We start from the raw sequence: 14,721 nt of genomic DNA, 5'->3' as shown, positions 1-14,721 counted from the left end.
CCTCCATGTTCCCGTTTTTTTACAGGTTGTTTCTCCTGAGAACCGTAATGACAATTCCCCGGATCTCTTCTGCTTTCACAATGCCGAAATACCGGCTGTCCATACCGCCGTTCCGCTGGTCCGCCAGAACAAAGTATTCCCCTTCTCCCAGCACCAGCGGATAGACCGTCATACCCTCCTCGTAAGGCCGGGTGGGATAAAAGATGTTGGTCTCGATCACTGCGTTTCCATTCACGGCAAGTCCCCGTTCCTCCGAAACTTCCACCGTGTCACCCGGCGCGGCGATCACCCGGCAGACAAAGCGCTGTGTCGCCGGGGCCTCCGGATCCCGGAAGCCCAGCCAGTTCAGTGCCCTCCGGAAAAAGCCCTGTCCGCCGGTTCGCGTATCCGCTTCCGTCTGCTTGTCAATCACAACAATATCCTGGGCTTTGTAGCTCTGTTCCAGTCTGTAGAACAGGAGCAGGTCCCCGGCATCCAGGCGCGGATACATATCCCGGCTGGGCATTATCGTGAGTCCCACCAGATGGAAAAACAGGAAATAGACCACCAGCACCAGGCAGACCAGCCGCAGCAGGAAGGAACGCAGTGCGCGCATCCGCCGCCTGTGTCGTTTTTCCTTCGCTGCGGCTCTTTCTTTTTCGTCCGGCAGACCCTTTCCGTCTTCCGGAAGGAAAACCGGAACCGCTTCTTCAGCAGGAACCGGTCTCCCGGCCGGCCCTTTCTCCGCCCGTTCCGGTTCCTTCAGGAAATCATGGGTCATTCATCTTCCTCCGTATGCTTCCGGTGTTTCTTTGCAACAACCAGCAGGGCAATACCGCCGATCAGCATCGCCACATACGGTGCGAAGCGTACCACATAGCCTGTGGGGGAAATGATCGACAGCGTATTGGTAAACTGGATCACCACATTGGTATCCGCCTCAGGAGCATTTGCCTGCGCGTATATGGCAGTTGCTCCGTCAGGCATCGTGGCCGTCTTATCCTCATCGGCAAGCGCCGCCGTACCGCCGGTAAATGCCGCCGCGGACCCGTCCACTGTCAGCGTGGTGGTATAGGTGGTGCCCGTCACATTGTTTGTTTCGGTAACCTCCGCCTTGGTTCCGGTTGGAATACCGATATATTTCACGGTGCCGCCGCTGGCAATGGAAGGATTCCCGTCCTTTCCGTCTGTGCCCGCTGCGTTCGCGCCGCCGACCTTGTACAGGCTGTTTGCCGCCACAGACGTTCCGCCCACAGAAGTGGCGGCTGCCTGGGCCGTCTTGGTAACCGTCGCGCCGGTTTCCTTCACCGCGAACTGGAAGGTTCCCGTTGCGCTGCCGGCTGTCCACGCCGCGTCAAAGGGGAACTGATGGCTGTTCATGGTGCTGTCCCCTGCCAGGGTCTTGCCCACCGTCAGGTTGAATGTGTGGTACTCATCGGCCTTCACCTTTGTACCGTCATTGGTTGCCGCCACAAAGCCGTTGGTCTTCACAGCGCCGGTTGAAGTGGTATCCCCGTCGGGTGTAATATCCTCATTTTCGATGACGCAGACATAGCCGTAAATCCGCCAGTCATCGCTGGTGATTTCCGCGGCGTCATATTCATCGCTCCGCATCACATATACGTCCAGGCAGCGGGTATGGGTTCCGGTGGTTTCCGTAACGCCGCTTGTCGTGTAAGCGTCAGCAGATTCCGTGATCAGGTACCGGTACACGCCGGGCTGGGTGAAAACCACGTCGGTAAAATCCAGGGTGAATGCTTTGCAGTTAGCCGTACCTGCATCGGCCGCGTCCAGGATATCCGCGTTTGTCCATTCCAGCGTACCGGCTGCGGAAGCCGCTGTTCCCGCTGTCCCGCCGTTGACTTTCATCCCCGTGGTGATGCCCGGCAGCGTGGTGGTTTCGGCCGCTGTACCGGAGGAATGATCGGAGGCCGCGTCCGTGACGCTCACTGCCGTGCCGGGCGTCACCGTATAGGTATAGGTGATCGCCGGTCCGTAAATCAGGGCCTCATCCGGGTTGAAAACGGTAATCTCCTTCTGGATGCTGACCACCTTATCATTCACGTTCGGGGTGTCCGGCTGGGTGAAACCGCCCGCCTCACCGCCGTCCAGCCCGACGGCAAAGGACGCGCTCACCATCAGCGCCAGCACCAGTACCAGCAGCAGGAATCCGGTCTTTTGCAGTTTCTTCATTCTGATTCTCCTCGCTTCTGTTTGATTTGTCCGCCTTATTTCATGCTCCGCAGTGTTTTGTTTTCGTTTCATTCTCCGGGGTCACCCCGGTTTTCCGCTTTTCTCATTTCACAGGATCACCCTGCTTTCCGGCTGTTTCCTCCGTCTGCGCGGCCTTTCCCTGCCTGTATTTCCTCACACGTCCCGGCAGGATGATTCCGGCGGCCAGCAGCAGCCCTGCCAGCATCATCAGCGCAAACGGAACGATTCCTGTCCGGACGCCCGTCGGCGCGATGATGGGTTCACCTGTGTTGGTAAAGACAATCCGGAGGCTGTTGTCTGCTCCTGCTGTATAGTCATTCCGGGCCTGTGCAAACCGGCTGCCCTGGCGTACAGTGAAACTGAACGCGCGCTCTTCCTGGCTCGTGTCGCAGACGATTTCTCCGACCATATCCTCCACAGTCACTTCTGTGTCATAACCCGCCGCGGCTTCTTCGGAGATCTTCAGGGTATACTGGTAATCCGAGACAAAGTTTTTATAGGTGTTCTTTTCGCAGTAGATCACCTGTCCGCTCCTGATGACGGCGCTGTTTGCGTCTGTTACTTCTATCCCGACGCCGTAAGCACCGTCCCAGTCGGGTATATAGGATACCGTAACGTTCACCGTATACTGCTGGTTGTTTTTCAGCCTCACGGCCGCGGAACCCCATCTCCTGGCCGGAGGTCCTATGGTGTTCGTGCTGCTCGTGATCTTGCCGTAAACCAGTTCATCCAGCACCTCCACATTGAAGGTGAACTCATCATTCGGATTGCCGTCCACCACCCGTTTTTCCACCGTGAAGGTGAAGTGCTGCGGTTTGTTCGATGTCCAGGAAGTGACCAGCGTCACCGTTTCCATAATCCGCTGTGAAAAGTCAAAACCATAGTCCGCGATTTCACTCGAACTGGGCTTTCTGTCATTGCTGCGGAAGCCGTCTGTCTTCGCGTTATGTTCCAGCCAGGTAATGAAGTTCCAGTTTGGCCTTTCGGAATGGGGAGACGGGTTTTCCGGCTTGACCGCCCGGTCGCCCTTGGCCATGGACCAGATCACATACCGGGGATCCTCCTGGCTTCTGTAGAACACATAAGGCTTATCAGTATCCGTTGTTTCCGGCCCGTTCCATATATGCAGCTTAGTGTTGCTGCTGTACATCATGTTATAGACCACGCTGACCTTGTCGCTCCACACGGCATACAGCGTCTGCTCATAAGGCGGCGGCTGGCTGAAGTCCCACAGATACTCTTCCCTTACCTTATCCAGCACAACGCCCCCCTCGTCCGGGATAATCGTTGTGCTGCCCCAGGTTACCGCCTCTTCTGTGCTGAAATCCCTCTGCGCTGCGATATCCGCGTTGGTGGTCCAGCCGATGAACACCAGGCCCGGATGGGCCGGATCCGCCGGCCGGTAGGCGTTGTCCGTGATCTTTGCCTCGTAGATCGTATACAGGTCATCCTCCAGCTGGATATAATCCGTGGAGGTTTCCTGCCAGTGGCCGGTATTCACGTCAAAGAGCACCTGGTTGTCCGGTTCCTCTGTATAGGTGACCACAATGCCTTCTTCGTCAAACTGCAGCGTTCCGGACCAGGTCGCCGTATCGTCATAGCGGACGCCCTCTTCACCCGTTCCACAGGGCTCGTCCCGGAATGTGCCGCTGACGCTCATCTTCTTCCGCGCGTGATCGTTCAGTGCCTCGGCTGTCAGGACGTCCGTCCCGGCCTCCGCGCAGGGAAGGACCACTTTGATCATGCCGTCGGTCTCTCCGGTCCTTGCCGGAATGGTGATCGTGCCCCGGGTTTCCTCCCGGTCGTATTCTCCGGTGACCATATTCACCACCCGGACCGTTTCCGTACCGGCGGTTCCGCTGAATCTGACCGTGATCGGTTCGGAGGTGGTGTTCACAAAGATCGCGTAGATCATGGGTTCCCACATGGCATAGAGGGTCTTCTGCCCTTCCCTTGTCACCGCAGCCACCCCATCGGCGGCAAAAGCGGGGATGTAGGGGGAGCCGGTTGTGGGATTCAGGGGATCCTCCTGCTCGTCAAAGCCAAGCAGCAGGTAGAAATCATCGTTCGAGAAATAGCTGGTTCCCTGCACGCCGTCATGCGTCTGTTCCGTCGCATACCGGTACAGGTGCAGCGCCAGGTTGGACTGCAGCAGCTCTTCCGTATCGCCGAACAGGATCTGTGTCGGCCGTCCGCTGCCGTCCAGGTGATCCTCCGTGTTGATCCAGGTATGGCCCGGATGGTCCAGCGCGGGAAGGCCTGCGGAATCCGCGCTGTTCACATATCCGCCCCGGGGATCGTTCGCGTCCAGGATGAGGCTCGTCACGTCCGGCCTGCGGTAGGAGGTATCATCCGGTTCATAATAAGCCTGCATATGAATCACAGCACCGTTGCCCGCAATTTCCGAAACCAGGCCGGAGTCAATGATAAAGTCACTGCCGGGCTGATAATACACGGCTTCCCCGTTCTCATCCAGCTGGATCGGTTCCCAGGTTTCCCCGTTCAGGCGGACCACCCGCCATCCCCGGAAAACCCAGCCCGGGGTAATGTTCGAGGGTGCCCGCAGGATATGCGTGGGGGACTGGTCCGCGTACAGCAGCCTGGAGGGGTCCTCCGGATCGCTCCATTGCTCCACGTTGCCCATGACCGTTGTTACGTTTCCGTGGCCGTCATCTTCGGTATAGTTCGGGTTGTACCGGATATAATATCCGCCGTCCAGCCGCCACAGCGCACGGATCTCGGTATCCTCCGTGATCATCGTGTTGAAATTGAAGGGAGCGGAAGCCAGCGATCCATCCTCCATCACCTGGTACCAGCCCATAAAGGAGTAATGCTCCGCGCCCTGCTTCCGGCGGTATTTTGTCAGGTTATCCAGGTTGTGTCCGCCCAGATAGGCGTCCATCCACTCTTCCTTATTGGTAAACTTCACCGCGCCGCGCTCGGTAAACCGTTCTTCCGGGAAGGAACTGTAATAGGTCCAGTACTCGTCAATTTCAGCCGCGGTCAGGTACAGCGCGCTTCGGAGGGCGCCCGGAATAAAGTTCCCGTCATGCTCCTCGCTGATATACCGGGTATTCAGGTAGTAATAGAGTTCCGTTTCCGGATTCAGGCCGAGCTCCCGGATCTCCTGCTCGTAGGTGGGCAGGTAATTGCGCTCCAGGAAGTTGTAGGCGCTGATAGTTTCCTTGTAGTTCACCCGGAATCCCGTGGAGGCGCCGGCGGAAGTGGATCCGGCCCGCCAGCGGTCGATCTCCGCCCCGTTCGGATCGATCCGGATCACGTAATCCAGCTTTTTGAACACCGGATAGAGCACAATGCTCTGGCTCGGCATGGTTGAATGTTCAAAATCAAAGGGCTCGCCCGCACCTGCCTCATTGGTATACCAGCCCAGGAAGCTGTATCCTTCCTTCCAGGGATCCTCGTATTTTCTCGCGTCCGCCAGGGACTGTCTGTAGAAGTAGGTGTCCATCTTCCGGTCCGCCTCGTTCTCATACATGAACGTCAGCGTATACTGCTTCGGCGTATAGAAGAAATAAACGTGATTATCATATCTTTCCGGTACGTTATAGCAGCTGTAGAAGTAGTCATACCCTGAAAAATCCCACGCCATCTGGAATTCCGGATTCACGTTGGAAATAACCGGCACCGGCGAACCGTCGGACTCATAGAACATCTTGTCTGTGATGACTTCAGGGCTTACATGGGCAATATCGCTGCTCCAGGTTGTCCGGCTGTACCCGGTATAGTCCTCACCCGGCACCAGGGTAACTTCCGCCGGGTCATAGGTCCCTTCCACTGCCTCAAACAGCGTATGGTACTGCTTGATCCTGTCCTGGTTCGATTTACGGCCAAAGTAAGCCACAATATGGTGGACCTGGTTCTGGTTGATAATGCCGGTACCTGCCCGGTTGGTGCACAGTTCCGCGGACATATAGCTGTAGATGCCGTTCAGGTCCGGGTTGTTGCCCTGCTGTCCTGCCCAGGTCGGCCGGTCGTTGGCGATCTGGCAGTACAGGCTGCCGTAATACCCCGCCCATGTATACATGGTATGTGTGGTATTGGAAGGCTCATCAAATCTGAACCTGGGATTGGAAGGGCTCGGCCAGCGGTCCCCGATATAAGCGCCGTATTTCGCTGCCAGCACATAGACGTTCTCATCCGCGGCCGGCACATAGTCGCCCATAACGTTCGCGTTGGTCGTCACATATTCAGATGTATACGTCCGTCCTTCGAAGGTCATGCTGTACAGGCCCCGCAGGGATGAACCGCTGTGGGCCGTATAACCCAGCTGCGTAAGTTTGGGGTCATTGAACATGAACTCAATCCAGTTGCCGTCCCATCCCTCGGCAGTCTTCTGGGCGCCCCCGGTCTTCACATATCCGTCCCGGCCGATGTGGAAAACCAGTTTGAATACCTTCCGGCTGTAGTAAACATTGAAGATCGCGTTGCCATCCCCGTCTATAATCTTCGACCGGTCGGATTTTTCCGTATTCAGGTCATAGAAGATTTCCTCTCCCGCCGGCACGGCACTTACATCGTCCAGGAATCCGGTGCTCAGCACGCTGACGGAATCTTCGGTATAGGCCTGCAGGCCCTCCAGCGTAATCTCGGATCCGGAAGCATAAGCTGTGTTCAGCTGATCATTCAGTTGTTTTGTGGAAATGGTCTTCACCGCGCTGGAGGAATATCCGTCGTCATCCGCGTTCTCCGTCCAGTAGACCACAGTGATGCCGGAAAGATCGGGGATCCAGTTGGCATACAGCGTCAGGCGGTCCAGGGCGTCATAGAACTTCAGGGAGGTGCCTGAACCTTCAAACAGGTCGTATCCGCTCCCGGTATCCAGCGTATATTTGCCGCTGTAGACAATCCGGCCGTTTCTGTCCGTAATCTTCTTCGCTGTTGTGTTGATCGTAACCAGCTGTTCCTGCAGGTTGTCGTCAATGTAGCTGACGGGCACGTCCTTCGGCTCCGTCAGGTTGGTGATTTCCCCTGTATCCGGGTCAGTGCTGGCAAAGGCATACCAGCCTTCGAACAGATAACCCTGCCGCTGTGAAACCGGAATGGACGGATCAAATACATTAACGTCCGGATCCGGCGTCATTCCCTCGGGCGTCACGCCGTTCCTGCCCCAGGATTCCAGGAAGCGGGATCCGACAAAGGCTGCGCCGCTGCCGCTGACGCCGCTCACAAAGTCCACCCAGCGCGCTTCCACAAAAATGGGATAAAGGTTGATGCTTTCCCCTTCCGCCATTCCGGAAGAGGTGAAATAAACCCCGTCCCTGCCGGGATCCTTCAGTTCCGCGCCGGTATAGTCCACTGTCGGAAGCTGCACCCAGTCCGGATTTTCTTCCGTTCCGGCGTTGTACTCCCATCCGATAAAAATCAGGTGTACCGCGTCCGTGCTGCTGGACCGGATATCGCTGATCCGTACGTCGATATCCTGCGAGCTGCCCTTGGCGATCAGCTTCCGGGTCATCAGGTTGCTGGCGCCGGAAACGCCCGCGTCCCGGGCATACAGCATAAAGTTGATAAAGTTGTATTTGTCATAAACCGGAGCCAGGAAGACATGCACGCTGCCGTCTTTGTCCACCGTGCCCGCGCCGGAAACGCCGTTCAGGCTCCAGTGAACCGTATCGCCGATACTGACGTTGCTTTCCCCGATGCTGATGGGCTTCTCAAAAGCGATGGCATCCGGATTGGCCGGCCAGCTGTAATACAGCTTTGAATCCGCCGTGCCGATTCCATATTCGTTCGTTGTTCCGCTGATGATGTACGGATCCACCACATACCAGCCGTAGAAATGCTTGTCCTCCAGGTTTCCCGGATCCGTAATCAGCTCCAGCGTCTCTCCGTCTTTCAGGATCTGCGTGGTCTGGTTCTGCCCGTCCTTGTTCCGGAAGGGATATGGGGCGCTCGCGTAGTAAACACGGTTCCCTCCGGTCAGCGCGTTATCATCCCGGGAGATAAAATGGAATTCAACCCGGGGATTGGCCACCGTGCCGTCCTCATGGACAACCACCACATAAACGGAGAAACCGGCTGCCTCAAAGACAATCCTGCCCTCCTCCACGGTGATGTTTTCTATTTTTTCTTCTGTTCCGTCATCCCGGATGTGCCACAGTTCGGTTTCCCGGTCCGGGGTAATCCGGCTGTCAATGATTTCCACGCGGATGGGTTTATCCTCATCCGGCTGGTATTCCCCTTTTTCGTCCGTAATGCTGATGTCAAACGCAGCCAGCGTAATCCATTCCTCCGGCGTTCCCCCCTGCGGCGCTGCCTTCCGTGCCTTCAGCAGGCTTCTCTGCGGGAGCCGCGGGAATACATATCCGGCAAAGCGCTCCGTCACATCTTCCGCCGTGACCTCCGCATTCATGGGCACCAGGCCGTTCAGCGTGATCGTCTGTTCTTCGGTTTTCCCCTCCGGATTTGTGCTCAGCGTCCGGCGGCGCAGGCCCGTATCCCTGATTACAGCAATCTGTTCCGCATCCGGCTTTACGATCCAGCCTTCCGCAGTCTTCTCCCCTGTTACCGCTTCCGCCTGTCCGTCCTTCACCCGGTACAGGGAAACGCTTTCCATCGACTCCGCCGCCGCGTCCTTCTTCAGTTCCGCCCGGATCCGGAAGGTTTCCTGTTCTTCCCCGGCCGGTATCTCCGCCTGCCTGCCGATGGTAAAGGTGCCGAGCACTTCCAGGCCTTCCGCGACCTCCGGATCCTCCGCCCGGTTCAGGCTTACCGGCACGCCGGAAGCAAACCCCAGCACTTCCACCCGGACCAGTTCGGTCTCCCCGGCAGCCAGGGACGTCAGCGCGTTGCCGATGCCGAATACCCCCAGGGTATCCGTACGGAAGGAGAGGATTCCCCTCTGCAGGCTGCTGTCCAGCCCTTCAGGCTCCGCGCCGTCAAGGCGCACAACCCGCAGGACTTCCGCGCCTTCCCGCACATCCGGCAGCCGCATACAAACCGTCATAGGAGCCTTCAGCTCCAGCTCCTTCCCTTCCCCGGTCAGCGTGAACTCTATGTATTTTGTATATCTCAGACAGGATTCATTTTCACACTTCAGGGCTTTCGCCAGCCCCTTCCGACAGGCTTCCTCCCTGTCGGCAGGGATTTCCCTCACATGCAGTTCCGCCTCCGGAGGTATCCCCGCGTCAGGCAGGAAACAGATCCACGCCTCCGTTCCGGGCTCCGTCGCATCCAGCCGCATTTCCGCGGGTTCTTCCGTCTCCTCTTCAGGCAGAAGTTCGCCCGCTTCCGGTTCCGCCGGTTCTTCGTCCGGAGCGGTCCCGTCTTCCGGCTGAAGCACTTCCTCCGGCAGTTCTTCCCCGGTTTCTTCTTCTGTTTGTTCTTCCTTCTCTTCTCCGGGCTCTTCCCCCGGCAGTCCCTCTCCGGTCTCTTCGCCGGATTCTTCTTCCGGCAGTTCCTCTCCGGTCTCTTCTTCCTTTTCGTCGGGCAGTTCTTCCGGAGCCTCTTCTTCTGTTTGTTCTTCCGTCTCTTCCCCGGGTTCCTCCTCCGGTTCCGTCACGGCTTCCCCGTCCGGTTCGGATTCAGGCTCAGTCTCCGGCTCTTCTGCCGGCATGCCGGTTTCTTCTTCTGTTTCCTCTCTCTTCTCTTCCGGAATCGCTTCCCCGGCAGTTTCCGGCTGTTCTTCCGGAGCTTCTCCGGTTTCTTCGCCGGATTCTTCTTCCGGCAGTTCCTCCCCGATCTCTTCTGCCTTTTCGTCAGCCGGTTCTTCCGGAACCTCTTCTTCTGTTTGTTTTTCCGTCTCTTCCCCGGGCTCTTCCTCCGCGCGTTCCGTATTCTCCGTTTCCCTCTCGCGCGTCAGGACGCTCTTTTTCACTATTCTCAGGGTAAATTCCGCTGATACCGCACCGGTAATCCGGACCAGATACGCCTGATCCTTTCCGGTTTTGTATTCTGCCGCGATCCACACGTTTCGGCCGTCTTCGTCCGTCCCGTCCGGAACAAACCGTACCGCGGCACCCGTTTCTTCCGCCGTTACAACTGCCTCAAGCTGTTTGTCGGAGGACAGGATCAGATAAGCCGTCTGCGTTTCCGACGGCGTAAAGCGGACAAGGTATTCCTTCTTTTCCAGTTTACCTTTGATTGTCTGGTCATTCCCGGTGACCAGCTCCCGGTTCACCTTCAGTTTTCCCTCTCCTGCGGCGTTTTCCCCATCCGCAGGCTTTTCCGGTTCCGGCTCCGGGCTTTCATTTTCCTGCTCTGCCGGTTCGGCCGCAGGCGCGTCGATATTCCGGATTCCGTCTTCCTCGGTTACTTCCGCTGCATCCGGCTGCAGGTCGGTCGGTGTGGCGGGAGCATTATCAGACAGTACGGAATAAGGTATGCTCGTCAGCAGCATACAGAAAACGCACAGCCACGCAACATACCTGCGCGTTCCCTTTCTCATTTTCTGCGTCGCCTCCGTCAACGATACGATAATCTGGAAAATGTTGTCTCTGAATGTGATTATATCACAAAACAGTTACACATTCCAGATGCTGGAAATATATGTAACTTAATTGTATACTTCCTCGTGTTCATTTCTGATTCTCCATTTCCCTGATCTTCCGGAATCTCAACGCCTCCGGTCTCTTCCGGAACCGGTTTTTCCGTCTTGGCGGAAATTGACTTTTTTATACAAAAACCCCGGACCGTACGGTCCGGGGTTGCTGATTGGTTCAGATGAATCAGAATCTCATTCTGTCTTCGATGTACTTGCGGATCTCGCTGATCGGAACACGCTCCTGCTGCATGGTGTCGCGGTCGCGGATGGTGACCGTCTGGGTCTCTTCCGTCTCAAAGTCCACGCAGATGCTGAAGGGCGTACCGATCTCATCCTGGCGGCGGTAGCGCTTACCGATGGAGCCGGTTTCATCGTATTCCACCGGGAAGTACTTGCACAGTTCAGCGTGGATCTCGCTGGCCAGGCCGCCCAGCTTGTTCTTCTGCAGGGGCAGCACGGCAGCCTTGTAAGGTGCCAGGGCGGGATGCAGGTGCAGCACGGTGCGCACGTCGCCGCCTTCCAGCTCCTCTTCCTCATAAGCGTTGCACAGGAAGGCCAGGACCATACGGTCAACACCCAGGGAGGGCTCAATGCAGTACGGAATGTACCTCTCGTTGGTCACCGGATCCAGGTACTCCATGCTCTTGCCGGAGTGTTCCTGGTGCTGGGTCAGGTCGTAGTCGGTACGGTCCGCAACGCCCCACAGTTCGCCCCAGCCGAAGGGGAACAGGAACTCGAAGTCGGTTGTAGCCTTGGAATAGAAGGCCAGCTTCTCCGGCTCATGATCCCGCAGGCGCAGGCTTTCTTCCTTGATGCCCAGGCTCAGCAGCCAGTCACGGCAGAAGCCGCGCCAGTAGTTGAACCACTCCAGGTCCTCGCCGGGCTTGCAGAAGAACTCCAGTTCCATCTGCTCAAATTCCCGCACGCGGAAGATGAAGTTACCGGGGGTGATCTCATTCCGGAAGGACTTACCGATCTGGGCGATACCCGCCGGCAGCTTTTTCCGGGTGGTGCGCATGGCGTTCTGGAAGTTGACGAAGATGCCCTGCGCGGTTTCCGGACGCAGGTAGATCTCGTTCGCGCTGTCTTCGTTGACACCGGCGAAGGTCTTGAACATCAGGTTGAACTGACGGATACCGGTGAAATCCTTCTTGCCGCAGACCGGGCACACGATGTCATGCTCGGCAATGAACTTCTCCAGTTCGGCATTGCTCCAGCCGTCGCCGGTCTCAGCGCCCTGGGTAAAGTCCTCGATCAGTTTATCCGCGCGGAAACGGGCTTTACAGGCCTTGCAGTCCATCAGCGGATCGTTGAAACCGCCCACGTGGCCGCTGGCCACCCAGACTTCACGGTTCATCAGGATCGCGCAGTCCAGGCCTGTATTGTACTTGCTCTCCTGCACGAACTTCTGCCACCAGGCTTTTTTCACATTGTTTTTGAATTCCACACCCAGGGGGCCGTAGTCCCAGGTGTTCGCCAGGCCGCCGTAGATTTCGGAACCCGCAAAGATAAATCCGCGGTTCTTACACAGCGCTACCAGCTTGTCCATTGTCAGTTCAGCCATATTCTCATCCTCCCGATAATAGGATTTCCGCACTGCATTTAAGGATGTCATCTCGACCAGGGCCTTCAGGCCGCGTGGAGAGATCTCCCCCGCCGCAGCGGACTTAATTGTTCATTGTTCCTTGTTCTGATGATTCTCATCAGAACAACGCTTCCACAAATTCCTTCGCGTTGAAGGGCTGCAGGTCATCAATTCCTTCACCCACGCCGATGTACCACACCGGCACTTCCAGTTCCTGCCGGATCGCCAGCGCGATGCCGCCCTTGGCGGTACCGTCCAGCTTCGACAGGATGATGCCGCCGATTTCAGCGACTTCCTTGAAGGCCCGTGCCTGCATCAGTCCGTTCTGGCCCGTGGTGGCATCCAGCACAAGGATGCAGCGGGTGTCGGCTTCCGGATACTCCCGGTCGATCACGCGGCGCATCTTGCTCAGCTCATCCATCAGGTTCTTCTTGTTGTGAAGCCGTCCGGCCGTATCCACGATCAGCAGGTCAGCGCCCTGCGCTTTCGCGGACTGGATGGCGTCAAACACCACCGCCGCCGGATCAGCGCCTTCAGCGTGCTTGATGATCGGCACCCTGGCCCGTTCCGCCCAGACGGTCAGCTGTTCGGCCGCCGCCGCGCGGAAAGTATCCCCGGCGCACAGCATAACCTTCCGGCCGATGGCCTGGAAACGCAGCGCCAGCTTCCCGATGGTCGTAGTCTTGCCGACGCCGTTGACGCCGACCAGCAGCATGACCATGGGCCATTTCAGCGGAGGACGCGGGATATCCATCTGCTCAACCATGATCTGCTTGAGCATCTCCCGGGCTTCCGCGGCATCTTTTACCTTACCGGCCTTCACGCGGCTCTTCAGCTCGTCCACGATCGCTTCGGTCGCTTTCAGGCCGCAGTCCGCCATGAGCAGGATGTCTTCCAGTTCTTCATAGAAGTCATCGTCGATCTTCCGGTTTTCCCTGACCATGTCATCGACTTTCTCGGTCATGTTTCCCCGGGTCTTGCTCAGTCCTTCCCGCAGCCGCGCAAAAAGGCCTTTTTTCTTCTCTTCAGACATAGCTGTCTCCTTTGGATAATGAAGATTCTATAATTGTTCATTGTTCATTCTTCATTATTCATTGATCACATTGGATGATGGAATCATCCAATGTGATCTTTACCGCCCATATAAACTCTCAACGCTTCCGGAATCGCCACAGTGCCGTCTGCCCGCAGGTTGTTCTCCAGGAAGGCGATCAGCATCCGGGGCGGAGCCACGCAGGTGTTGTTCAGGGTGTGGGCCAGGTACTTGCTGCCGTCAGCGCCCTTCACGCGGATCTGCAGGCGGCGGGCCTGGGCATCACCCAGGTTGGAGCAGGAACCGACCTCAAAATACTTCTTCTGCCGGGGAGACCAGGCTTCCACGTCCAGGCTCTTCACCTTCAGGTCAGCCAGGTCGCCGCTGCAGCACTCCAGGGTGCGCACCGGGATATCCAGCGTCCGGAAGAAGTCCACCGTGTTCTGCCACAGCCGGTCAAACCACATGGGGCTTTCCTCGGGCTTGCAGATAACGATCATTTCCTGCTTCTCAAACTGATGGATGCGGTACACGCCGCGCTCCTCGATGCCGTGGGCGCCCACTTCCTTGCGGAAGCAGGGGCTGTAGCTCGTCAGGGTCTGGGGCAGCTGGCTCTCGTCCAGGATCGTATCGATAAACTTACCGATCATCGAATGCTCGGACGTACCGATCAGGTACAGGTCCTCGCCTTCGATCTTGTACATCATGTTTTCCATTTCGGCGAAGCTCATCACGCCGGTCACCACGTTGCCGTGGATCATGAACGGCGGCACCACATAGGTGAAGCCCCGGTCGATCATGAAGTCGCGGGCATAGCTCAGGATCGCGCTGTGCAGCCGGGCAATATCGCCCATCAGGTAATAGAACCCGTTGCCGCTGGTCTTGCGGGCGGCATCCAGGTCAATACCGGACAGCCGTTCCATGATGTCCACATGGTAGGGGATCTCCCATTCCGGCACCACAGGCTCGCCAAAGCGCTGGATCTCAACGTTCTCGCTGTCGTCCTTGCCGATCGGCACGCTGTCATCGATGATGTTGGGAATCACCAGCATCCGCTTGCGGATCTCAGCCTTCAGTTCTTCTTCCTTCGCTTCCAGCGCGGCCAGTTCATCGGCCATGGCAGCCACTTCCGCCTTGACCTTCTCGGCTTCTTCCTTCTCGCCCTTGGCGAGCAGGCCGCCGATCTGCTTGGACAGCGTCTTGCGCTTGTTGCGCAGGTTATCGCCCTGCTGGATCGCGTCCCGGAATTCCCGGTCCATGCTGATCACTTCATCCACCATGGGCAGTTTTTCGTCCTGGAACTTTTTCCGGATATTCTCCCGTACTTTGTCGGGATCATTTCTGAGCAGATTAATGTCTAACATTACAAAAACCCCCCGAAAGTTATATATTGTCGGTTACCGTGCT

6 protein-coding genes are annotated in these 14,721 nt (G+C 57.2%); all 6 read right to left on the bottom strand.

Annotated elements, in window-relative coordinates; genetic code table 11:
- Nucleotides 1–19 precede the first annotated feature (19 nt).
- A complete protein-coding gene (lepB, locus tag JYE50_RS12725; RefSeq protein WP_283399235.1) occupies nt 20–760 on the bottom strand; it encodes a signal peptidase I in 741 nt (246 codons plus the stop codon).
- Entirely contained in the window at nt 757–2,172 is a 1,416-nt protein-coding gene (locus JYE50_RS12720; protein WP_084096450.1) for a hypothetical protein, read from the bottom strand. The genes lepB and JYE50_RS12720 overlap by 4 nt, the downstream gene beginning before the upstream one ends.
- Before the next feature lie 103 nt (nt 2,173–2,275).
- Entirely contained in the window at nt 2,276–10,600 is an 8,325-nt protein-coding gene (locus tag JYE50_RS12715) for an InlB B-repeat-containing protein (protein ID WP_084096448.1), read from the bottom strand.
- A 280-nt stretch (nt 10,601–10,880) separates the two neighbouring features.
- Nucleotides 10,881–12,260, bottom strand: a complete 1,380-nt coding sequence (locus tag JYE50_RS12710) for a glycine--tRNA ligase (protein WP_084096446.1) — start codon at nt 12,258–12,260, stop codon at nt 10,881–10,883.
- Nucleotides 12,261–12,399: 139 nt separating this feature from the next.
- Nucleotides 12,400–13,314 (bottom strand): signal recognition particle-docking protein FtsY, encoded by a 915-nt coding sequence (gene ftsY, locus JYE50_RS12705; RefSeq protein WP_084096444.1) that lies wholly within the window; start codon nt 13,312–13,314, stop codon nt 12,400–12,402.
- A gap of 83 nt (nt 13,315–13,397) precedes the next feature.
- Nucleotides 13,398–14,678 carry a serine--tRNA ligase gene (gene serS / locus JYE50_RS12700; RefSeq protein ID WP_084096442.1) on the bottom strand — a complete coding sequence of 427 codons (1,281 nt, stop codon included), beginning with the start codon at nt 14,676–14,678 and terminating at the stop codon, nt 13,398–13,400.
- Between the last annotated feature and the right edge of the window lie 43 nt (nt 14,679–14,721).

It is taken from the genome of Aristaeella lactis, from assembly GCF_018118585.1.
GTDB classification, from domain to species: Bacteria; Bacillota; Clostridia; order Christensenellales; family Aristaeellaceae; genus Aristaeella; species Aristaeella lactis.
Note: the sequence above shows the minus strand (reverse complement) of the source record. Positions and strands in the feature narration are given on the sequence as shown.

Excerpts from the sequence above, each read along its gene's own strand:
- serS (WP_084096442.1), bottom strand. The coding sequence starts at position 14,678 with ATGTTAGACATTAATCTGCTCAGAAATGATCCCGACAAAGTACGGGAG.
- ftsY (WP_084096444.1), bottom strand. The coding sequence starts at position 13,314 with ATGTCTGAAGAGAAGAAAAAAGGCCTTTTTGCGCGGCTGCGGGAAGGA.
- JYE50_RS12710 (WP_084096446.1), bottom strand. The coding sequence starts at position 12,260 with ATGGCTGAACTGACAATGGACAAGCTGGTAGCGCTGTGTAAGAACCGC.
- JYE50_RS12715 (WP_084096448.1), bottom strand. The coding sequence starts at position 10,600 with ATGAGAAAGGGAACGCGCAGGTATGTTGCGTGGCTGTGCGTTTTCTGT.
- lepB (WP_283399235.1), bottom strand. The coding sequence starts at position 760 with ATGACCCATGATTTCCTGAAGGAACCGGAACGGGCGGAGAAAGGGCCG.
- JYE50_RS12720 (WP_084096450.1), bottom strand. The coding sequence starts at position 2,172 with ATGAAGAAACTGCAAAAGACCGGATTCCTGCTGCTGGTACTGGTGCTG.